Origin of the sequence: Rhizobium sp. Rhizsp42, assembly GCF_047304155.1 — a bacterium.
Classification (GTDB): domain Bacteria; phylum Pseudomonadota; class Alphaproteobacteria; order Rhizobiales; family Rhizobiaceae; genus Rhizobium.
This window is the reverse complement of sequence record NZ_JBGLYS010000023.1, coordinates 27,283-48,549: the sequence shown is the minus strand read 5'-3', so window position 1 is coordinate 48,549 and position 21,267 is coordinate 27,283. Positions and strand designations below refer to the sequence as shown.

Genomic DNA, 21,267 nt, shown 5'->3' with positions numbered 1-21,267 from the left:
GCACGATGGCCGGGTTTTTTGGTGAGAAGAAAGCCTGAAATCAGGCTGCTTCTTCCTCTTCTGCTTCGTCTTCTTCCACAGCCTTGCCGCGCTTCGGACCCTTGTTCAGGTTCGTCTCGACGAGGCGGACGGCTTCCGTTTCCGAGAGTTTGTTGACGGCGGCGATTTCGCGCGCCATGCGGTCAAGCGCTGCTTCGTAAAGCTGGCGTTCGGAATAGGACTGTTCCGGCTGGTTTTCGGCACGATAAAGGTCGCGAACGACTTCAGCGATCGAGATCAGGTCGCCGGAGTTGATCTTGGCATCGTATTCCTGCGCGCGACGGGACCACATGGTGCGCTTGACGCGCGCCTTGCCCTGCACGACCTTCAAAGCACGCTCGACGAAATCCGTCTCGGAAAGCTTGCGCATGCCAATGCTCATGGCCTTTGCGACCGGCACTTTCAGGCGCATTTTGTCCTTCTCGAAATCGATAACGAAAAGTTCGAGCTTCATCCCGGCAACTTCTTGCTCTTCGATGGCGCTGATGGTACCGACGCCATGAGCGGGGTACACGATCGATTCACCGGTCTTGAAACCATGGCGGGCTGCTGAAGGCTTTTTCTGCTGGATCGTCATTCTTGTCAAAAACTCCCTGTTACGCTTCCGGCCAAGGCCGGAGCCGGGTCAGTCAGGCCCGGATGAGACGGTCGGATCCGTCGGGTGACTTTACTTCTGGTCCCACCGGGAAGAAGCAAGCATATTCAGACACGCAATCTTGGGGCGTGACAGCTCAAGATCATGATATGTCACGGAAATCGCGCTTGGATTTGTTTGCTTTCGTGGTGGTTTGGGGCATCCTTGATGCCGCAAAAGGAACAGTGTGTGAAAGTTACCACAAAAATATGAGGAAATCAATAATTTACTGCGTATGAGTCATGCGGGCAACACATGTCGCCCCCATAAGTCATGCATATCCGCCGTGAGATTGGGCAGATTCCAGCCCTGTCTCAGACTATAGTATCAACGGGCGATCAATCGCCGGCGCCGGGCTTTTCCGAGAAGTATTTCTCGAACTTTCCGGTCTCGCCATCCACGTCCTTGGCGCCATCCATCGCGTCCTTCTTGACGGTGATGTTGGGCCAGATGCTGGCGAACTCGGCATTGATCTTCAGCCACTTGTCGAGGCCCGGTTCGGTATCCGGCTTGATCGCCTCGGCGGGACATTCCGGCTCGCAGACGCCGCAGTCGATGCATTCGTCAGGATTGATCGCGAGGAAATTCTCGCCTTCATAGAAGCAATCAACGGGGCAGACTTCAACGCAATCGGTATATTTGCAGCGAATGCAGTTGTCGGTCACGACATAGGTCATGAAGAACTCCAGGATTTTCACGCAGACGGGGCCGGGCAACCTGGAACGTCGCGCCTTTCCCCTGGCCGGAGACGGACATGACCAGTCTTGGGAACTGCCACGCCATCCGGCAAGTTGCTTGTGAAGTATCGGCTTTAGTGCCGGATTTCAAGGATAAAGAAAGCGCGAAAGCGCCGAGTTTGGAGACGGATTTTCTAATCGTCGTCGGACATCAGGCGGTCGATTGCGCGGCGCTCTTTCTTGGTCGGGCGTCCAGAACCCGTATCGCGGGTCGCCTGCTCGTAGGGCGTCAGCTGTTTGCGGTCTTGCTGTGATGGTGAGATGTCGTCGTAGAGGAGGCGGGCCTCCTCGAAAGGGCCGCGCCGAGCGCCACCGGATTTGACGATCAGAACGAACTCGCGGCGGTCGAGCGAGAGCTCGATCCTGTCGCCGGTCTTGATCTGGTGGCTTGGCTGGGAAACGCGCTCGCCGTTGATACGCACATGCCCGGATTGGACATGGGCCTGTGCCAGCGAGCGCGATTTGATCATGCGCGTGAAGAACAGCCACTTGTCGATGCGCTGGCGCGAACCGCTTGATGGCTGTGTCTTCTCGCTCATCGATTACTTCTTCATCTGCTCCTTCAAGGCAGCGAGCTTGGCGAAGGGCGAATCCGGATCGACCGGCTTTTCCTTGCGCGGGGGCTTTGCCTCGAAGCGCAGCGGCTGAGAGCCGCCACGGTTGTTGTTGCGGTCGTCGCGACCCTTGCCGCCACGGTCCTGACGGTCGCCGCGCTGGTCGTTGCGGCCCTGGTGCGGCTTGCCGCCGTCCTTGCCACGGTTCTGGCGGTTGCCGTCGCGGTTCTCGCCTTCGCCGCCCTGGCGACGATGGCCGTGGCCACGATCCTGGCGATCACCCTGGCGCTCGCCACGCTCCTGACGCTCACCCTGGCGTTCGCCGCCACGGCGCTCGCCATGGCCGCGTGCCTGACGCTGGTTGCCGTCGGTGCGGCCGCCAAGACGCCAGAGGAGAACCGGCTTCGGCTCTTCGGCTTCTGTTACAGCGGCTTCGGTTGCGGGCGCAGCTTCGGCAGAGGCTTCGGTCGCGGTTGCTTCAGCGACTGGTGCTTCAGCGGCCGGCACTTCGGCAACAGGCGCTTCGGCGGTTTCGGCAGCCGGCGCTTCCGCAGCCGTCTCGTCAGCAGAGGCGCTGTCGGCGTCGTCGTGCTCGGCGGTTTCAGCGGCGGCGTCAGCGGTTGCTTCCGTCGTTGCTGCTGCGGCCGGCGTCGCGGCGGCGTCCTGTGCTGCCAGATAGGTGGCTGCTTCCTCGGCCTTCACGGCGTCGGCGCGGTAGCCGAGACCCTTCAGGATCTCTTCCATGTCCTCGAGCGTAGCGCCGAGAATGGAGAGCATCGCCGTGGTCGTGGTGAAGCGGCGGCCGTCATAGGCACCTTCAGGCCGGTTCGGCTGACCCGGCTTCCACTGCAGCAGCGGACGGATGATGTCGGCCAGGCGCTCGAGGATATCGACGCGAACGGCGCGCTTTCCAAGGAAGCGGAAGCCCGCCAGCTTGTAGAAATTGCGCTCGTAGCTCGGATCGGTGACGACAGAGGTACGGCCAGCGGCCAGAACCGGAATGAGGTCGCCGTAGCCCGGCTTGTCGAGGCCGTCGTTCTTCAGCGCCCAGAGCAGCGTGATGAGCTCGGCCGGAGCCGGCTTCAGGAGCGCTGGAACGAAGATGTGGTAGGCGCCGAAGCGAACGCCGTAACGGCGCATCGAGGCACGCGCGTCCTGATCCAGCGACTTGACCTCTTCGGTCACGTCGCGACGGAACAGCACGCCAAGATTTTCCACCAGCTGGAACGCGAGACCCTTGGCAAGGCCCTGCAGGTCTTCGGCGCGCGACAGATCATCGAGCGGCTTCAACACGGTCGAGATGTGGTGATTGACGAAGCGCTCCAGGCGGGCGGCGACGTGGTCGCGCGCATTGCCGGTCAGCTGCTCATCGGCAAGCAGGATCAAGCGCGGACGCATGATGTGCTCGGTGCCCGCCAGGCGTGCCACGGGATCGCCAAGCCAACGGATCGAGCCGTCGGAGCCGATCGCCAGATCGCCGTTGCCGGACGCGTGAATACGCGCTGCGCGGGCTTCGAATTCCAAAGCAAGCGCCTTTTGCGAAGCAGCCTGGACAGCCTTCGCGTCCGGACCATCCGCTCCCGATACAGGCGTGAACCGGAAACCCGACAACTGCCCTACATGATGTCCTTCTACGAAGACATCGCCATTTACACTGATTTCAGCTTCCAGCATCGCATTCTCTCTCAGGCGCTTCATGAGCACAGATGTCCTGCGATCAACAAAGCGTTTCGTCAACCTTTCATGTAACGCATCGGACAATCGATCTTCGATTTCCCGCGTCTTTTCCTGCCAGTGTGTCGGATCGGCAAGCCAGCTGGGCCGATTCGATACATAGGTCCACGTCCTTATCTGCGCGATTCGCGCCGAAAGCGTGTCAATTTCACCGTCAGTTCGATCCGCGCGGTGCACTTGTTCGGCAAGGAAATTCTCATTTACCGTGCCATAGCGCACGAGATCGGAAAAGAGGGTCGCGATCAGATCGGCGTGCTGGGCCGGCGTAATGCGCCGATAATCCGGCAGCGCGCAGGCCTCCCACAGCTTTTCGACCCTTGCCGGCGTATCGGCCAGATCGCGAATCTCGGGATAGCGCGACAGCTGCTCGAGCGCCTGCTGGTCGACAGCCGGCAGCGCGCGCGTCAGGCCGGGTACGCGCGGCCCGGTTTCAAGGCTGGCGCGCAGCGTCTGGATCGACTTGAAATCGAGGTCCGTGGTGCGCCACTGCAGCACCTTGACGTTGTCGAAGTGGTGGCCCTCGATGCGGCCGACCAGCTCCTCGTCGAACGGGTCGACATGGCCCGTCACACCGAATGTGCCGTCGCGCAGATGGCGTCCGGCGCGGCCGGCGATCTGGGCGAGCTCGGCGGGATTGAGGTTGCGGAATTGGTAGCCGTCGAACTTGCGATCCTGGGCGAAGGCGACATGGTCGACATCGAGGTTGAGCCCCATGCCGATCGCGTCGGTCGCCACCAGATATTCGACGTCGCCGGCCTGGTAGAGCGCCACCTGGGCATTTCGGGTGCGCGGGCTCAGCGCGCCGAGAACGACAGCCGCGCCACCGCGCTGGCGGCGGATGAGCTCGGCGATCGCATAGACCTCGTCGGCCGAAAAGGCGACGATGGCGGAGCGCTGCGGCAGGCGGGTGATCTTCTTCTGGCCGGCATAGAGCAGGTGCGACAGGCGCGGACGCTCGACGACGGTGATGCCCGGAAGCAGATGCTGGAGGATCGGCCGCATGGTGCCGGCGCCGAGCAGCAGCGTCTCGTCGCGGCCGCGCAGATGCAGGATACGGTCGGTGAAAATGTGTCCGCGCTCGAGATCGCCTGATAGCTGCACTTCGTCGATGGCGACGAAGGCGGCCTTGGTTTCGCGCGGCATGGCTTCGACAGTGCAGACCGAGTAGCGCGCATTCGGCGGCGAGATTTTCTCCTCGCCGGTCACCAGTGCTACGTTGTGGACACCAACCTTTTCACAGACACGCGTATAGACCTCGCGCGCGAGCAGGCGCAGCGGCAGGCCGATGATGCCGGTGCCGTGGGCAACCATCCGCTCGATGGCATAATGGGTCTTGCCTGTATTGGTTGGACCGAGCACCGCGGTCACGCCGCGCCCACTCAGTATCATCGGCTGCGATGTCAGTGTCTTTGTCCTGCAGACGGGGCGGGGTGCCCCGGGGGTAAAACCAAGCTCCTGATCCGAAGCAGACAAACAAATGGACAGCCGTTGGCGCAAACGCAAGGGCTGATTTCAATTTCACCGGCGGATTTTAGCTCTCGCGAATAGCTTGTGGAATGCTCGCATAGCGATTCGGAACAGCAGTAGAACGAATCGGAGACGAATCGCTGACTCCCGATGATTCAGGGTTTGTTCACTGCTAAGTATTGATTTTGAATCACTTTTTCCCACCAGATGCTGAATCGGAAGATTCTCGTTTGGCGTGTGTCGAGGTTTTTGTTCGGCGGATAAGGAAGGGGCGTGTAGCGGTGACTTCGGTTCCGCCCGAAACGTAAAAAATCCGTTTCGAAGCAGGCTCGATCAAATCCGGAACAAAGGGCAGACGAATCAGCGACTTTGCCGACTTCCCGGTTTGTTCGCGACAACCTATTGTATTTTATGGAAATTTTAACCATAGGCGCAAATGCGCTTTTGGCGCCGCGCCTGCTATGCGTCAGCGTGAGGATACCAGACGATGTCGGCTTACCTGCTGAAAAATATTGTCCTCTTGGAAAAAATCGGCGGAACCAAAAGCCGGCTTACGTGTTACTGGCTCATTCAAACTCGAAATGCGCTGAGGTCACGGGATATGCTTGGAACGATACTACTCATTATCCTTATTCTGCTTTTGCTCGGAGCCCTACCGAATTGGGGTTATAGTCGCAGCTGGGGCTATGGACCTTCTGGCGGTTTGGGCTTAGTTCTTGTGATTATTATCATTCTCGTACTCATGGGCCGCATCTAAAGCGCGCCAAAAACCCTGGGAGACATAGTTATGATGAAGAAGATTGTACTCATCGGCGCTTTGGTCGGCGCGCTCGCATCCTGCACGGCCACGGAACAAGGCACCGCGATCGGTGCCGGCACCGGCGCGGTCATCGGCGGCGCGGTCAGCCACAGCTGGGGTGGTGCGGCCGTTGGCGCCGTTGCCGGCGGTCTCGCCGGCGCGCTCATCGGCCAGTCGGTCGAACGCCGCGGCTACTGCGTCTACCGCGATCGCTACGGCCGCCGCTACGAAGCACGTTGCCCGCGCTAATGGCTTTGGCCTGAGCGATCGGGCCTACGGATAAGATAAAGGCGTCGGTTTTCCGGCGCCTTTTTTTGTTGTCTTGCAGTCGGGGGAAGCCGCCAAAGAAAAAGGCCGCATCGCGGGGCGATACGGCCTTTGAAGCTTCGGTCCGGCGCCGGATCAGTTCTTGGCGCGCTCGACGTAGGAGTTGTCTTCGGTCGCGATGACGACGCGGGTGCCGGCGTCGATGTGCGGGGGAACCGAGGTGCGGACGCCGTTGGAGAGCATGGCCGGCTTGTAGGAAGACGATGCCGTCTGGCCCTTGACGACCGGCTCGGTCTCGGTGATTTCGAGCGTCACGTGGCGCGGCAGCTGCAGGGCGAGCGCTACACCTTCGTGCATGGACAAGATGCAAACCATGCCTTCCTGCAGGTAAGCCTTCTGGTCGCCCATGGTTTCGACGTCGACGACAACCTGGTCATAGCTTTCCGGGTTCATGAAGTGGAAGCCTTCGCCGTCCTCGTAGAGGAACTGGTGGTTGACGTCTTCCACGAAGGCGCGCTCGACCTGCTCGGTCGTGCGCCAGCGCTCGGAGACCTTCACGCCGTCGACGATGCGGCGCATGTCGACCTGGGTGACCGGCGTGCCCTTGCCCGGGTGGAAGTTGTTGGCCGTCAGAACGACGTAGAGCTTGCCGTCCACATCGAGGACGTTGCCCTTGCGGACGGAAGAGGCGATGACCTTGACCATAAGAGTTCCTTGTAACTCGGCTTTTGGCGTCGTAGAGGACTGTCGAAATGGCCCCGGAGACGCAATCAGGTGTTCTTTGGGGGCGCAACTAACCTAAAATCCGGCAAATAGCCAGCCCTTGCGTTGGTTGATCCGGTCAGGACAGCATTCGATGAAACCCTCGATCGCCAAAGCGTCGCCCTGGTGGACGCCCAGTGTGCATGCCGACCGCCGGCCGTTCCTGATCGGACGCAACCGGATTCAGGCGGCGCTGCGCGGCTATTTCGCTCGCGAGGACTTCATCGAGGTGGATACGGCGACACTGCAGGTGTCGCCTGGAAACGAGGCGCATCTGCATGCCTTTGCCACCGAGGCGCTGACCACGGATGGGCAGGTCGCTCCTTTTTATCTGCACACCTCGCCCGAATTCGCCTGCAAGAAGCTGCTTGCCGCCGGTGAGGAGCGCATCGCCTGCTTCGCACATGTCTATCGCAATCGCGAGCGCGGACCGCTGCATCATCCCGAGTTCACCATGCTGGAATGGTATCGCACCGGCGAGAGCTATGAGAGCCTGATGATGGACTGCGTGCGCATCATAGCGCTGGCGGCCGAGACGATGCAGACGACGATGCTCAGCTATTGTGAGACGACCTGCGATCCCTTCGCCGGGCCGGAGCGTGTGAGCGTCGCCGAAGCGTTCCGCCGTCATGCCGATATCGATCTTCTGGCCTCGGTCAGCGCCGATGGCTCGACCGACCGTGAGCATCTGGCGGCCGAGATGAAGCGCCACGGCATGCGCGTCGCCGAAGACGATCAGTGGGCCGATCTCTTCAGCCGGGTTTTGGTCGAGAAGGTCGAGCCGCATCTTGGCATGGGGCGCGTGACGATCCTTGACGAATATCCGGTCTGCGAAGCAGCACTCGCGCGGCCATCGGCCGCCGATCCGCGTGTGGCCGAGCGCTTCGAGGTCTATGCCTGCGGCGTCGAGCTGGCGAACGGTTTCGGCGAGCTGACCGATCCCGTCGAGCAGCGCCGCCGCTTCGAGATCGAGATGGCGGAGAAAAAGCGCATCTATGGCGAAACCTATCCGATTGACGATGATCTGCTCCACGCGTTGGCGATCATGCCCGATGCCAGCGGCATCGCGCTCGGCTTCGATCGGTTGGTGATGCTGGCGACGGGTGCGCGGCGGATCGATCAGGTGCTGTGGGCGCCGGTGGCGGAGTACGGGCAGTGACGATCACCCGGCCGATCAAGACGGTGGACGAGCTCGCCAATGCCGGGCTCATCGCCGATCGCGACCGCGAGGCGCTGGACGACGTCGCGGCGCGCTATGCGATCGCGGTGACGCCTGACATGGCGCGATTGATCGACCACGACGATCCCAATGATCCGATCGCGCGCCAGTTCGTGCCCGATGCCGCAGAGCTCATGATGACGCCGGAGGAGCGGGCCGATCCGATCGGCGATCACGCGCATAGCCCCGTCGAGGGCATCGTTCATCGCTATCCAGATCGCGTGCTTCTGAAGGCGGTGCATGTCTGTCCCGTCTATTGCCGCTTCTGCTTCCGCCGCGAGATGGTGGGGCCGCAGGGGCTGGGGACGCTCGATCCCGCCGCGATGGCGGCGGCCTTCGATTACATCAGAGGCCATGACGCGATCTGGGAGGTCATCTTGACCGGCGGCGATCCGCTGGTCCTGTCGCCGCGCCGGCTGCGGGATATCCTCGAACAGCTCAAGGATATCGATCACGTCAAGATCGTTCGCTTCCACAGCCGCGTGCCTGTTGTCGACCCGGAGAGGATTGACGCGGCGCTGATCGAGGCGCTGAAGGCGAGCGGCAAGACCACCTATGTCGCGCTGCATGCCAACCACCCGCGCGAGCTCACGGCCGAGGCGCGCGCCGCCTGCGCCCGGCTCATCGATGCCGGCATCGTCATGGTCAGCCAGTCGGTGCTGCTCAAGGGCGTCAACGATGATCCCGATGTTCTGGCGGAGCTGATGAAGGCCTTCGTCGAGACGCGGGTAAAACCTTATTATCTGCATCACCCCGATCTCGCGCCTGGTACCAGCCATTTCCGGCTATCGGTCGAAGAGGGGCAGGCGATCGTCGCTTCCTTGCGTGGTCGCATCTCTGGATTGTGCCAACCGACCTATATTCTGGATATTCCAGGAGGATACGGCAAAGCCGATATCGGCCAAAACTCGATCCGCAGAAACGCGGAGGGTTGTTATTCGGTTTCCGACTACAACGGACAAGAGCATATCTACCCGCCGCGCGGGAGTTAACTGTTCCGTTCTTCGTTTCATTTCAGCACTCGGGTTCATTCATGCTCGGGCAAAGCGTTGTTTAAGCTTTTCCCGCAAAGCAATGATCCGATTTGCTTTATCTCTACTGATTAGCCGAAGACGCTAAATTCTTAGCTTTTCATCGTGGCCAGATTTAACCACATGCCTTAGCGGAATATTGGTTTTTCCTCCTTAAAAGCACCTCCATGACAGGGCGATGAGCGCCCGCTCTGGTTATGACAGCTTGGAGATGTGAGGATGAATACGACGATCCGCGAACTGCTTGCGAAATTCGGCAAGCTGCCTGTGGCCATCGACACCGTGGCTGACGATGCCGATCTGTACGCGGCGGGGCTCACCTCCTTCGCATCGGTTCAGCTCATGCTCGGCATCGAGGACGCCTTCGATATCGAGTTCCCGGACAATCTCCTCAATCGCAAGTCCTTCGCCAGCATCTCGGCCATCGCCCGGACCGTTGATCTGATCAAGGATAGCCGGAAGGTCGCCTGATGAACTTCCCGGTCAAAATCACGGAAGACAGTTTTGCAGCAAGGGCTGCCCGCGTTGCCGCTATTGCGGCGAAATTCGCGGACGCCGTCGATTTTGAAGGCCGGTTTCCTCAGGAGGCCGTGGATGCGATGAAGGCGGAGCGCCTGCTCAGCATCCAGATTCCGCGCAGCCTTGGTGGCGAAAGCGCAACGACGACCGAGATCGCCGAGCTCTGCTCGATGCTCGGCCAGGCCTGCGCCGCCAGCGCCATGGTTTTCGCCATGCACCACATCAAGCTTTCCAGCCTCGTCGAGCATGGGGCGGACAGCGCGTGGCACGCCGATTTCATGCGCCGCATCGCGGCCGAACAGCTGTTGATCGGATCGGCGACGACCGAAGGCGGCATCGGCGGCAATCTGCGCAACAGCATTTGCGCCATTCATGTCGAGGGCGGTGCTTGCCGTCTCGAAAAGGATGCGACGGTCATTTCCTATGGCGCCCACGCCGACGCGATCCTGATTACTTCGCGCGCCCATGCGGATGCGGCGCCTTCCGATCAGGTTCTGACGGCGTTTTTGAAAGATCAATACACGCTCGAAAAGACGCATGCCTGGAACACGCTCGGCATGCGCGGTACCTGCTCCGACGGCTTCCTGTTCAAGGGTGAAGCGCCGGCGAGCCAGATCCTGCCGAAGCCTTTCGCCGAGATCGCGGCGCAGTCGATGCTGGCCTCCTCGCACCTGCTCTGGAGCGGCGTGTGGTACGGGATTGCCATCGATGCATTCTCCCGCGCGCAGGCTTTCGTGCGCGCCGCTGCCCGCAAGTCGCCGGGCGCGCCGCCTCCGGGTGCGCTGCGTCTCGCCGAAGTGTCGAACCTCTTGCAGATGGTGAAGTCCAACGTCGTCGCAGGGCTTAAGGCCTACGAGGATGCCAAGGCCGATCCCGACAAGCTGTCGTCCATGGCGTTTGCCGTGGCGATGAACAACGTCAAGATCGCATCGTCCGAGACGATCCTTGAGATCGTCAACCACGCGATGCTGATCTGCGGCATCATGGGCTACAAGAACGGTACGCCCTTCAGTCTCGGACGGCATCTGCGCGATGCGCATTCCGCTCAATTGATGATTTCCAACGACCGCATCCTTGGCAACACGTCGAGCATGCTCCTTGTCCACAAGCAGGACACTAGCCTACTGGGGTAACTCACATGGATATGCAGACCTCCTTTCTGGACCGGCTTTTTGAATCCGGCCTTCTGATCGATATGGGCGTTGACGGCCTCTATGGCCGCAGCGGCCAGTTCGAGGACGTGATCGCCGCCTTCGAGCGCCTGATCGATCGCTTCGGCGGCGCGGATGGCGCGGAAGCCATGCGCTTTCCGCCGGGCATGAACCGCGAGATTTTCGAAAAGAGCGGTTACATGAAGAGCTTCCCGCAGCTGGCCGGCACGGTGCACAGCTTCTGCGGCAACGAGCTCGACCACATGAACCTGTTGCAGTGCATGGAAGTGGGCGACGACTGGACCAAGGGCCAGGAAGCCACTGAAATCGTGCTGACGCCGGCCGCCTGCTATCCGCTCTACCCGACGGTTGCCCGCCGCGGCAACCTGCCGAAGGACGGCGCGCTGTTCGACCTGCAGTCCTATTGCTTCCGCCATGAGCCGTCGCGCGATCCGGCCCGCCAGCAGCTGTTCCGCATGCGCGAATATGTCTGCATGGGCACCGAGCTGCACGTCACCGATTTCCGCCAGAAGTGGATGGATCGCGGCCTTGAGATGATGAAGCTCGTCGGTCTCGACGTCACCATCGATGTCGCCAACGATCCGTTCTTCGGCCGCGCCGGCAAGATGATGGTCAATAACCAGCGTGACCAGAACCTGAAGTTCGAGTTGCTCATCCCGATCACCTCGACCGCCAATCCGACGGCCTGCATGAGCTTCAACTTCCACCAGGATTCCTTCGGCCTGAAGTGGGGTCTGAACCTTGAGGACGGCGGCGTTGCCTTCACGGCCTGCGTCGGCTTCGGCTTGGAACGCATCGCGCTGGCGCTGTTCCATCACCATGGCCTCGACGTCAAGCTGTGGCCGGCCTCGGTGCACCAGGCGCTCTGGGGCTAAGGGAAACGATGGCATCCGTCTTCCCGGGGATCAGCCCGGACAGCTACTCCCCGCATGCGCTGCATTCCATGGAGCGCATGTGGCCGGAGACCAATTGCTATATCGACCTCTGGATCGAGGTGCTCAGCACGCTTGGACTCGCGCCCGAGGCGATGCTTGGCTTCACGCTTGGCCAGGATTTCGAGGGCGACCAGTTCACCTTCTTCAAGGTGCCGCTCGAGGATCTGGAAGCGCTTTACGGCATCAGGGTCACCGAGCTTGCGATCTTCGACAAGGTCGAGCGGCACGTCGCGACGCAGATTGCGCGCGGACGTCTCTGCCTGATCGAGATGGACAGCTTCTACATGCCAGACACGCAGGGCACCGCCTACCGGCAGGAGCACGGCAAGACGACGGTTGCGATCAACCGGCTGGATGTCGCGAACAAGCGTGTCGACTACTTCCACAATGGCGGCTTCTTTTCGCTTGAGGGCGAGGATTTCGACGGGCTGTTCCAGCTTAATCTTCGCGACGAGGATCCGCAGTTTCTGCCCTATACCGAGTTCGCCAAGTTCCCCGACGTGCCTGTCGATCCGCAGGCGACGCGCGGCGTCTCGCGCGCGCTGCTGTCTTCGCACTTCGCCCGCCGCCCGCGTGAAAACCCGATCCGAGCTTTCGCTGGCGTGTTTCCAGAGCAGGTCGAGGCGGTGGCCGAGCGGCCCTTCGGCTTCTTCCACAAATACGCCTTCAACACGCTGCGCCAGTTCGGTGCCAATTTCGAGCTCCTGGCCGATCATCTGGTCTGGCATTCGCAAGCCGAATTCGGTGAAGCCGCCGAGCATGCGCGCAAGCTGTCGGAGGCTGCGAAATCCGTGCAGTTCCAGCTGGCACGCGCCGTCACGCGCAAGAAGTTCGAGCCGCTAGCGACCGCGCTTGATCCGGCGGCCGATGCGTGGGATTCGATGATGGCTTCGCTCACGAAACGTCTTTGAAGCCGGAGGCCTGATCATGCGTGGGAGACTGGCGAGCATTGCGGCGGAGGAGATCGCGCTCAGCGAAGGATGGAACCTGGTTCTGACGGAACCCGGCGCCTGCGCCAATCCGCACGACCTGCCGCTTTCCGCTCAGTTCATCCCCGCCGAGGTGCCGGGCACGGTCGCTGCCGCGCTGGAGCGAGCGGGCCTGTTCGACCGCGAAAATCCCGTGCCGCTCGACAACAGGGATGCCTGGTATGTCTGCCGCCTGTTCGACGCCGCGCCGGGTGATGCCATCCTGCGCTTCGAGGGTCTGGCGACGCTCTGCCATGTGTTTCTGAACGGCCAGGAAATCCTCTCGTCGGAGAGCATGTTCACCATGCACGAGGTGCCGGTGACGCTGTCAGGCGGCGACGAACTGGCGCTCTGCTTTCGCGCGCTTGCGCCCAGGATTGCCGACAACGGCCCGCGCGCCCGCTGGCGGCCGCAGATGATCACGCCGCAGGGATTGAAGAACGTCCGCACCACGCTGCTTGGCCGCATGCCCGGCTGGTGCCCTGAGATCCACGCCGCCGGCCCTTGGCGTCCGGTCACGCTGGTGCGTCGCGATGTCGTCTCGCTGGATGATGTCAGCGTGAGGGCGGTGCTGGAGCCGGATGGTTCGGGCAAGCTCAGCGTGTCGCTCCGCACCGATGCCGAGGCACCCGAATTGTCGCTGCGCTGCGGCGACATCGAGCAGGCGTTCGAAAAGGTCGGCGAGCGGCACTACTCGGCCATTCTGAGGTTGAAGGACGTGGAGCCCTGGTGGCCTCACACCCATGGGACGCCGCGCCTCTACGATTACGCCGTCGTCATCGATGGTGTCGAGCATCCGCTGGGCAAGACCGGTTTCCGAAGTGTCGTGGCCGATTGCGGCGCTGATGGCAGCGAGTTCGCGCTTCTCATCAATGGCGAGCGGGTGTTTTGCCGCGGCGCTGTCTGGACGACGGCCGATATCGTGAAGCTCCCGGGCGCGCGGGCTGATTATGAGCCGTTCCTGCGGCTGGCGGCCGAGGCCGGCATGAACATGATCCGCATCGGCGGCACCATGGCCTACGAGACGCCCGAGTTCTTCCAGCTTTGCGACGAGCTTGGGCTGATGGTTTGGCAGGACTTCATGTTCGCCAATTTCGACTATCCGAAGAACGACAAGGCCTTTACCGCGCATGTGCATGCCGAGGTCGAGGAGTTCCTGCACGGTGTACAGGGTTCGCCGTCGCTTACGGTGCTTTGCGGCGGCAGCGAGATCTACCAGCAGGCGGCGATGCTCGGCCTGCCGTCGGAATTCTGGTCGGGACCGATCACCGACGAGATCATTCCGGCGATCGCGGCGCGGCTCTGCCCCGAAATTCCCTATGTCGCCAATTCGCCCTCCGGCGGCGCCATGCCGTTTTCGCCGAATGCCGGCGTGACGCATTATTACGGCGTCGGCGCCTATATGCGGCCGCTTGACGATGCTCGCCGCGCCAATGTGCGCTTCGCGGCCGAGAGCCTCGCCTTCGCCAATGTGCCGCAGCAGAAAACGCTGCAGCGGCATCTCGACGTGCCGCCGGTGCACAGCCCGCTATGGAAATCGCGCGTGCCAAGGGATCGCGGCGCTTCCTGGGATTTCGAGGATGTGCGCGATTTCTATCTTGGCCATCTCTACGACGTCGATCCGGCGCGCCTGCGCCGCGAAAATCGCGATCTCTATCTCGACCTGTCGCGCGCCGTCACCGGCGAGGTGGCGGAGGAGACGTTCGCGGAATGGCGGCGCAAGGGGTCGAGCTGCAATGGCGCGCTGGTCTGGACGCTTCAGGATCTGCTGCCCGGCGCCGGCTGGGGCGTGATCGATTCAACCGGCGCACCGAAGCCGATCTGGTACGCGCTGCGCCGCGCCTTCCGGCCGGTTCAGGTGCTTATGACCGACGAGGGGACCAACGGCCTCGACGTACATGTCATCAACGAGACCGAGCACAGCCTGCAACTCGATCTCGAGGTCATCTGCTTCAGAAACGGCCGGCAGAATGTGGCGAGCGGCGGACGCATCCTGACGCTTGCGCCACGCAGCACCGAGACGTTTGCCGCAACCGATCTCTTCGGCGCCTTCTTCGACACCACTTACGCCTTCCGCTTCGGGCCGCCAGCGCATGACGTCACGGTGGCGCGGCTGAGGCTTCCCGAGGGGGGCGCGGTGGTGGCCGATGCCTTCCATTTCCCGCAGGGGCGCTCGAAGGCTGTGCACGATGCCGAGATCCAGGTGTCGCTGGTCGAAGACGGCGGCGCGTGGTTTGCGGATCTGGCGACCGACAGGCTGGCACAGTCGGTGCATTTCAGCGTCGATGGTTTCCGGCCCGACGATGACTGGTTCCATCTGGCGCCGGGAGCGGCCAAACGCGTTCTGCTGCGCCCGCTTTCCGGGCGAAGCGCGGATGATCACCCGACCGGCGAGGTACTGAGACCGGGCGGCGCGCGCGCCTTTTCGTTCTAGCGCGTTCACCGCGAAAGATGAGGCGCAATCAATTTCGAAAGACTTTCTTACTAAAATAGGCCCTTCGAACGGCCTAAAGCGGATACGGTATGTCTAAGGGAATTATCGCGAATTCTGTGATGAACGGCGCGGCGGGAATGCTGCTGCTGGTAACGGGATTCCTGTCTTCCATCATCACCGCCCGGCTGCTTGGGCCGGAGGCGAACGGCATCGTCGCCTTCTCGCTCTGGCTCGTCGTCACCGGCGCGTCGATCGCCGAGCTCGGCTCCAGCATCACCATGTCGAAGACGCTGCCGCAGCTGCAGGCGGAAGGTTTTGACGCGCGCCGGCGGCTGGGTTTTGCCTCGCTGCTCGTCACCGTCATGCTGTGCTCGACGCTGTTTCTGCTCGGCCTCTACGCGCTGTTCTTCCTGACGTCGGAACAGATGCATTGGGCGAAGACCGCCCCCTCGGTCGCCTATGTCACGGGCGCGCTGTTCTTCGTGCAGGCGATCGGATCCTTCGTCAAATTCTACCTCATCGGTGAGCGGCGGCTGACCGATTTCTTCAAGCTCGCCATGGGTGTGTGCCTGCTGCAGCTGATCGGCGTCGGCGCCGGCGCCGTGCTCTATGGGGTCGAAGGTGTTCTGGTCGGCTATCTGCTGGGGCAGATGGTGTTCTTCATCGCCACCATCCCTATCCTGATGACGCCGCGCGATCGCTGCGGGGTGCCGCTGAAATATCTGGCGGCCTCGTCGATCGTGCTCTCGGCGCAGTTCCTGATCGATTCCATCTTTCTAAACAGGTTAGAGCTCCTGTTCCTGCAGCAATTCTGGTCGGTCGAGATGGTCGGCTTCTATGCCGTCGGCCTGTCGGTGGCCAATATCGCGCTGCAGCTGCCGATCCAGATGACGGGCAGCCTGCTCCCCTATTACTCGGAGCGGCGCCACTCGAGCGACGACCGCACCCTGCCGGTCGAGGTATTTGCGGCCGTGACCCGCAGCATGGCCTATATCATCCTGCCGATGAGCTTCGGGCTTGCCGCCATATCGAGCGAGTTGGTGCGCGCGGTGTTCGGCGAGGCATTCGCGCGCAGCGGAACCGTCGTGGCGCTCTTGGCGCTTGCCGCCCCGTCCTACACCTTCATGCAGACGCTCAGCCTCTATCTGCTGTCGATGGATCGCGCCCGCGACCGGCTGAAAGTCAGCCTCGTCGGCGCCGCCGTGATGACGCTCAGCTGCCTTGCGGTCGTTCCGTTCTTCGCCGCCGAGGGTGCCGCGATGGTGCGCATCGGCGTGTTCACGATTATGTGTATTATCATGGTGCGGCAGACCGGTTTCGGCTCTCAGCTCTCCGGTTTGTACGTAAGTCTGCTCAAGACGTTTGCCGCATCGGTTCTGTGCGCAATTATAGCTCTCGGAATTTTACACTATATCAATGGTTCTATTGGACTTCTTCTCGCAGTCGTTCTTGGGGGCGCTGGCTATATTGTTGCGCTCAAGCTTTTAAAGGCAATTCCGCGAGAGGATGCCGATGTTATGTCGTCTATTGTCGAAAAATTGCCCGGCTCGGTAGGAAAGTCCGCCCGCAAGGCAGTCGCCTTCATTGCGCCAGCAAGCGCCAAGACGGCGGAAGCGGAAGAGGCGATCGAGATCACCGTCGAGACCGGTCTTGCCGAAGGCGCCGGCAATGAGGCCGCGCTGCCCTTTGCCTTTGATGGCACGATCGGCCTGTTCAAGCCGGAAGACGCTGGCGTTGCCAAGCGCTCCACGGCCGTACTCTTCGTCAATCCCTGGGGGCTTGAGGAGATGTGCAGCCGGCGGTTCTTCCGCGTCACGGCGGAGCATTTCGCAAGCCTCGGCGTTCCCAGCCTGCGCTTCGATTATCCCGGCGCCGGCGATGCGCTCGATGTCGAAGACACCGTTGGTCTGAAGATCTGGGAAGACGCGATCCGCGACGCCGCCGAGCGGCTGAAGCAGCTGAGCGGCTGCGGCCGCATCATCATCGTCGCGCAGGGGCTCGGTGCGGCACTGGCGCAGAGAACCGCGCCGTCGATCGAAGGCGTCGATGCCATTGCCTTGCTCGGTCCCGTCGTCAATGGCCGCGCCTATCTGCGCGAGCTTCGCGCATGGGCGACGTTCATCAATCATCACCTGGGATTGGGCGAGGATGCCATTCCCGAGGGCAAGCACATGATCGCCGGGCTGCAGATGCCCGATGGGATCGCCGCGGAACTGTCGAAGGTCCGCATCGCCGCGCCGGAAACGCTGGCAGCACAGCGCTACCTCATTCTGGAGCGCCCCGAGCGCGCCGACGACACGACGCTCGCCGATAACCTGACCGCGCTTGGCGCGACGGTCGAGCAGCAGACGTTCAAGGGCTACGACAGGCTGATCTCCGACCCGGTCTTTTCGCGCACGCCGATGGAGGTCGTCGAGACGCTGGCGCAATGGGTGGACGAGCATACGTCGGTCGATCCGGCTGCTGCACCTTCCGCCACCACTGTCGACACGCAGTCGCTCGCAGGCGACGGCTTTGAGGAAGTGCCGGTGCGTTTCGGGGCGTTCAATCATCTGGTCGGCGTCGTCACGCGCCCGATCGGACGGCCACGAGGGAACAGCGTGGTGTTCCTGTCGACCGCATACGACCGCCAGTCCGGCTGGGGTCGCGCGATCACCGATATGGCCCGGGGGCTTGCCCGCGAGGGCGTCGCCTCGATCCGCTTCGATTCCGCCAATGTCGGCGACAGCCCGCCGCGTCCGGATGCCCCGGATCAAATCCTCTATTCCGCGACCCAGAACGCCGATGCGCAGGCCGCACTCGATCTGCTCGAGGGCATGGTGCCGGGCCCGCTGATGGTTGCCGGGCGCTGCAGCGGCGGCTATGTCGCCATCCGGTCGGCCGTCGACGATGTCAGGGTCAAGGCGGCCGTTTCGATCAATCCCTTCGTCTACTATTGGGATCCGAACCAGCCAGTCGAGCGCAAGCATGTCGTGTCGGTGCCGCGCAGCTTCGAGGATTACGGCCAGCGGCTCTCCAGCTTTGCCACGGTCAAGCGCCTGCTGAAGGGCGATATCGACGTGCTGGCGGCGACGCGCAATGTCATCATCGCCTTCTCACGCCGCATGTCGGTGCGCATCGCGCCGCTGCTCGAATATCTGCCGAGCCGCAGGCACACGGCGAGCGAGGTGAAAAAATCCTTCGTCACCGTCGGCAAGCGCAAGGTGCCGCTGACGCTGATCTACAGCGAAGGCGATGTCGGGCTGGAGCACATGTACTTCCACTTCGGCCCCGGCGGCCGCAAGTTCGAGCGCCATCCGAACGTGCGGCTGGTGATGCTGCCGGATGCCGATCACAATCTGACCCCGCCGGAATCGCGCCGGACGGTGTTCGCCGAGATCGCGCGGCTGGCGAAGGCCTGAGCGGGCACAGGCGTGCGCCTGTCCGCTTTGGGTCTGTAGATTCTACGGATTGTCGAGGGCAGAAGCGCCGGCTTTTATTAGCCGGCGATAAGCTCTTTGTAGACGCCGATGTAACGTTCCGCGACGACATCCCAGGAATAGCCAGACGCATCGGAGAGAAGGGCGGCTCGCACCGCCGGGCCCTGCGCTTCCAGGCGCTTGTAGGCCGTTTCCAGCGCGAGGGCTGCGGCGGCCGTATCGGCGAAGTCGACGAGCAGGACGTCCTTGTGCCGCGCGCCGAGCGTTCTAAAGGCCTCGTTGGTGTTGAGCACCGGCAGCAGGCCGGCGCTCATGGCTTCCAGCGCCACAAGCCCAAAACCTTCATAGGATGAAGCGGAGGCGAAGATCGAGGCGTCGGCGATGATCCGGCCGATCGCGTCGTTGTCGGCGCCGACATGGATGGTGACGGCGTCGTTCAGCTTCAGCCGGTCGATCTGGGCCATCAGGTCCTGCTGGGTCAGATCGGATTCGACGCCGGCGATATCGAGATGCCAATCCGGATTGCACACCCTCAGCACCGCCAGGGCGTCGATCAGCCTGTCGAGGCGCTTGTTGACCGAGAACCGGCCGATCGTGACGATCCGGCGCTTGGGGCTGCGGGATGCGCGGTCGGCGAACTTGCCGATATCGGCGCCGTTTTCGATGAGAATGCTGCGGCTCGGCGCGATCTTCTCGAACTGCGCGAGATCCGACATGCTGCAGCCGATGACCCGCTTGTAGGCCATGGCCGAGAGGCGGGTGATGGTCTGGAACCAGACCTTTTTGATCGCCGCGAATTTCGTCGTGTGGAAGAAGCCGCCATGGGTGGTGACCACCATCGGCTTGCGATGCAGGAAGCGGCCCCAGGCAAGCGCATCGAAGAAGAAGTCGATCGCATGCACATGGATCAGATCGGCGTCGCCGAGATGGCGGAAGACCTCAGGCGCGAGCGGATAGCGCGTGCTGCCCGACCAGGGGATGCGGACGACGTCGATGCCGTCGATGGTCTCGCGTGAAGGCAGTTTCTTGTCGCGGTCGGTAAACAGGCTGTCGAGCGTGACGACGCGAACGCGGTAGCCGCGCTTCAGCGTCTGGCGCGCGAGATTGGCAACTACGTCCTCAAGGCCGCCGCGATTGGGCAGGAACTGGCGGATGACGTGAATGATCAGCGGCGCGCTGGCGGCGACCGGTTCGGCGTCATGGGAATAGAGTTCGGCGGCGGACATATGTCATTCCTTCGGCCGCGATTGCTGGTCGCGGCTTTCATCGATGCCACATGGCGACCGCCCGCGTTAAGGCGGCGTTAAATGTCCGCGCCTTCGGGGATTTGCTTTTGGGAAGAGTTAACCGACCGTGACCCAGTCTCAGAATGCGCGGAAGGTCAGCGTCGTCAGCGAGCGGACGATGCCGGGAATGCTGGCGATCTGATCGTTAACGAATTTCCCGATGTCCTCGCCTTCCTGGATATAGACCTTGAGCATCAGGTCGTAATCGCCGCTGGTCGAATAGAGCTCCGAGACGCGTTCGGTCTTGTAGATGGCGTCGGCGACCTCGTAGGTCTTGCCGGGGGCGCATTGGAGCTGGACGAAGATCGGCTTCATGAGGATTTCCTGGGTCGAATTCTGTTGCGGCGCATAATGCGCGAAACGACGGGTGCGGCGCAAGCGGTTCCGTCAACCGCCGGCCTCGCGGACGATCCAGTCGCGGAAGGCTGACAGCGGGGCGTAGTCGGCGCGCTCGGCGGGAAAGGCCAGATAATAGCGTTCCTTGCTCTCCATCTCGCGATTGACTGATGCCACGAGATCGCCGCGCTTCAGCTCGTCCTGGATGAGAAAGGTCGGCAGCAGCGCCACGCCGAGGCCGGCGATGGCCGCCTGGGCGGCGGTGGCGAACTGGTCGAAGAGCATGCCGTGAACGGTTTGTGGCGGCACCTCGTTATCGGCGAACCATTGTTCCCAGGCATCCGGCCGGGTGGTGAGATGCAGGAGCGGCACATCAACGAGATCGGATGGCTGGCTGATGCCGTACCGGTCGCGGAAATCGGGGCTGCAGGCGGGCACGGTCTTTTCCGACATCAGGAAGGTGAGCTCGGCGCCGGGCCAGAGCGGATGGCCGAAATGGATGGCGGCGTCGATCGAATCGAGCCGAAAATCAAAGGAGGAGAGGCGGGTGACGAGGTTGATGGTAACGCCGGGATTGGCGGCGAGGAAGCGGCCGAGGCGCGGCGCCAGCCAGCGGGTGCCAAAGGTCGGCAAGATCGCGAGGTTGAGCGTGCCGCCGTGCGGATTGGCGCGCAGGTTCAAGGAGGCGCTGGAGATGCGCCGCAGCGCCTCGCGGATCTCGCGGGCATAGCCGTCGCCGGCAAGCGTCAGGCGCACCGTCTGGCGCTCGCGGATGAAGAGCTCGACGCCGAGTTGCTCCTCCAGCGTCTTGATCTGGCGGCTGACGGCGCTCTGCGTCAGGTCGAGTTCCTTGGCGGCCGCCGTGACGCTGCCGGTGCGCGATACCGCCTCGAAGGCGGAAAGCAGCGCGGTGGAGGGTAGAAAACGCCTTGACGTCAGCATGGGTCATTCCATT

Annotated in this window: 18 protein-coding genes; 10 read left to right on the top strand and 8 right to left on the bottom strand. The window is 62.2% G+C overall.

Annotation, left to right across the window (positions count from 1 at the left end; translation table 11 throughout):
- Positions 1 to 40: 40 nt before the first annotated feature.
- The 4 genes from ACCD05_RS20510 to ACCD05_RS20495 form a co-directional block, all read right to left on the bottom strand.
- Entirely contained in the window at positions 41 to 616 is a 576-nt protein-coding gene (locus ACCD05_RS20510) for a CarD family transcriptional regulator (protein WP_018901867.1), read from the bottom strand.
- A 395-nt stretch (positions 617 to 1,011) separates the two neighbouring features.
- On the bottom strand, positions 1,012 to 1,350 hold the full coding sequence (gene fdxA / locus ACCD05_RS20505; RefSeq protein WP_026283614.1) for a ferredoxin FdxA: 339 nt from the start codon (positions 1,348 to 1,350) through the stop codon (positions 1,012 to 1,014).
- A gap of 194 nt (positions 1,351 to 1,544) precedes the next feature.
- On the bottom strand, positions 1,545 to 1,949 hold the full coding sequence (locus tag ACCD05_RS20500) for an RNA-binding S4 domain-containing protein (protein WP_413394924.1): 405 nt from the start codon (positions 1,947 to 1,949) through the stop codon (positions 1,545 to 1,547).
- A 3-nt stretch (positions 1,950 to 1,952) separates the two neighbouring features.
- The gene (locus ACCD05_RS20495) at positions 1,953 to 5,087 is read right to left on the bottom strand and encodes a helicase-related protein (RefSeq protein WP_413394922.1); all 3,135 of its coding nucleotides are present in this window, start codon (positions 5,085 to 5,087) and stop codon (positions 1,953 to 1,955) included.
- A 679-nt stretch (positions 5,088 to 5,766) separates the two neighbouring features.
- Here ACCD05_RS20495 and ACCD05_RS20490 point away from each other — a divergent pair.
- Both ACCD05_RS20490 and ACCD05_RS20485 read left to right on the top strand, forming a co-directional pair.
- Positions 5,767 to 5,922 carry a DUF3309 family protein gene (locus tag ACCD05_RS20490; RefSeq protein ID WP_081619995.1) on the top strand — a complete coding sequence of 52 codons (156 nt, stop codon included), beginning with the start codon at positions 5,767 to 5,769 and terminating at the stop codon, positions 5,920 to 5,922.
- A gap of 30 nt (positions 5,923 to 5,952) precedes the next feature.
- Positions 5,953 to 6,213: a YMGG-like glycine zipper-containing protein gene (locus ACCD05_RS20485; protein WP_018901871.1), complete on the top strand. Its 261-nt coding sequence runs from the start codon at positions 5,953 to 5,955 to the stop codon at positions 6,211 to 6,213.
- A 153-nt stretch (positions 6,214 to 6,366) separates the two neighbouring features.
- Here ACCD05_RS20485 and efp read toward each other — a convergent pair whose 3' ends face one another.
- Complete coding sequence (efp, locus tag ACCD05_RS20480; RefSeq protein ID WP_018901872.1) at positions 6,367 to 6,936, bottom strand: elongation factor P; 570 nt, start codon at positions 6,934 to 6,936, stop codon at positions 6,367 to 6,369.
- A gap of 151 nt (positions 6,937 to 7,087) precedes the next feature.
- Here efp and epmA point away from each other — a divergent pair, with 151 nt between their 5' ends.
- The 8 genes from epmA to ACCD05_RS20440 all read left to right on the top strand — a co-directional run bounded on the left by epmA (position 7,088) and on the right by ACCD05_RS20440 (position 18,672).
- Positions 7,088 to 8,152, top strand: coding sequence for an EF-P lysine aminoacylase EpmA (gene epmA, locus ACCD05_RS20475; protein ID WP_413394919.1), 1,065 nt, complete (start codon positions 7,088 to 7,090; stop codon positions 8,150 to 8,152).
- Positions 8,149 to 9,204, top strand: coding sequence for a lysine-2,3-aminomutase-like protein (locus ACCD05_RS20470; protein ID WP_413394917.1), 1,056 nt, complete (start codon positions 8,149 to 8,151; stop codon positions 9,202 to 9,204). Before epmA ends, ACCD05_RS20470 begins: the two co-directional genes overlap by 4 nt.
- A gap of 258 nt (positions 9,205 to 9,462) precedes the next feature.
- A complete protein-coding gene (locus ACCD05_RS20465) occupies positions 9,463 to 9,714 on the top strand; it encodes an acyl carrier protein (RefSeq protein WP_018901875.1) in 252 nt (83 codons plus the stop codon).
- Entirely contained in the window at positions 9,714 to 10,895 is a 1,182-nt protein-coding gene (locus tag ACCD05_RS20460; RefSeq protein ID WP_413394915.1) for an acyl-CoA dehydrogenase family protein, read from the top strand. The genes ACCD05_RS20465 and ACCD05_RS20460 overlap by 1 nt, the downstream gene beginning before the upstream one ends.
- A 5-nt stretch (positions 10,896 to 10,900) precedes the next feature.
- Positions 10,901 to 11,809: an amino acid--[acyl-carrier-protein] ligase gene (locus ACCD05_RS20455; protein WP_413394913.1), complete on the top strand. Its 909-nt coding sequence runs from the start codon at positions 10,901 to 10,903 to the stop codon at positions 11,807 to 11,809.
- Entirely contained in the window at positions 11,800 to 12,780 is a 981-nt protein-coding gene (locus tag ACCD05_RS20450) for a DUF1839 family protein (RefSeq protein ID WP_413394997.1), read from the top strand. The genes ACCD05_RS20455 and ACCD05_RS20450 overlap by 10 nt, the downstream gene beginning before the upstream one ends.
- A 16-nt stretch (positions 12,781 to 12,796) precedes the next feature.
- Positions 12,797 to 15,271: a glycoside hydrolase family 2 protein gene (locus ACCD05_RS20445; RefSeq protein ID WP_413394911.1), complete on the top strand. Its 2,475-nt coding sequence runs from the start codon at positions 12,797 to 12,799 to the stop codon at positions 15,269 to 15,271.
- 89 nt (positions 15,272 to 15,360) lie between these two features.
- Positions 15,361 to 18,672, top strand: coding sequence for an alpha/beta fold hydrolase (locus ACCD05_RS20440; RefSeq protein WP_413394909.1), 3,312 nt, complete (start codon positions 15,361 to 15,363; stop codon positions 18,670 to 18,672).
- Positions 18,673 to 18,749: 77 nt separating this feature from the next.
- Here the strand turns inward: ACCD05_RS20440 and ACCD05_RS20435 are convergent, their stop codons facing one another.
- The 3 genes from ACCD05_RS20435 to ACCD05_RS20425 all read right to left on the bottom strand — a co-directional run bounded on the left by ACCD05_RS20435 (position 18,750) and on the right by ACCD05_RS20425 (position 21,254).
- The gene (locus ACCD05_RS20435; RefSeq protein WP_413394907.1) at positions 18,750 to 19,916 is read right to left on the bottom strand and encodes a glycosyltransferase family 4 protein; all 1,167 of its coding nucleotides are present in this window, start codon (positions 19,914 to 19,916) and stop codon (positions 18,750 to 18,752) included.
- A gap of 138 nt (positions 19,917 to 20,054) precedes the next feature.
- On the bottom strand, positions 20,055 to 20,291 hold the full coding sequence (locus ACCD05_RS20430; RefSeq protein WP_018901882.1) for an Lrp/AsnC ligand binding domain-containing protein: 237 nt from the start codon (positions 20,289 to 20,291) through the stop codon (positions 20,055 to 20,057).
- A 72-nt stretch (positions 20,292 to 20,363) separates the two neighbouring features.
- Entirely contained in the window at positions 20,364 to 21,254 is an 891-nt protein-coding gene (locus ACCD05_RS20425) for a LysR family transcriptional regulator (protein ID WP_413394905.1), read from the bottom strand.
- Between the last annotated feature and the right edge of the window lie 13 nt (positions 21,255 to 21,267).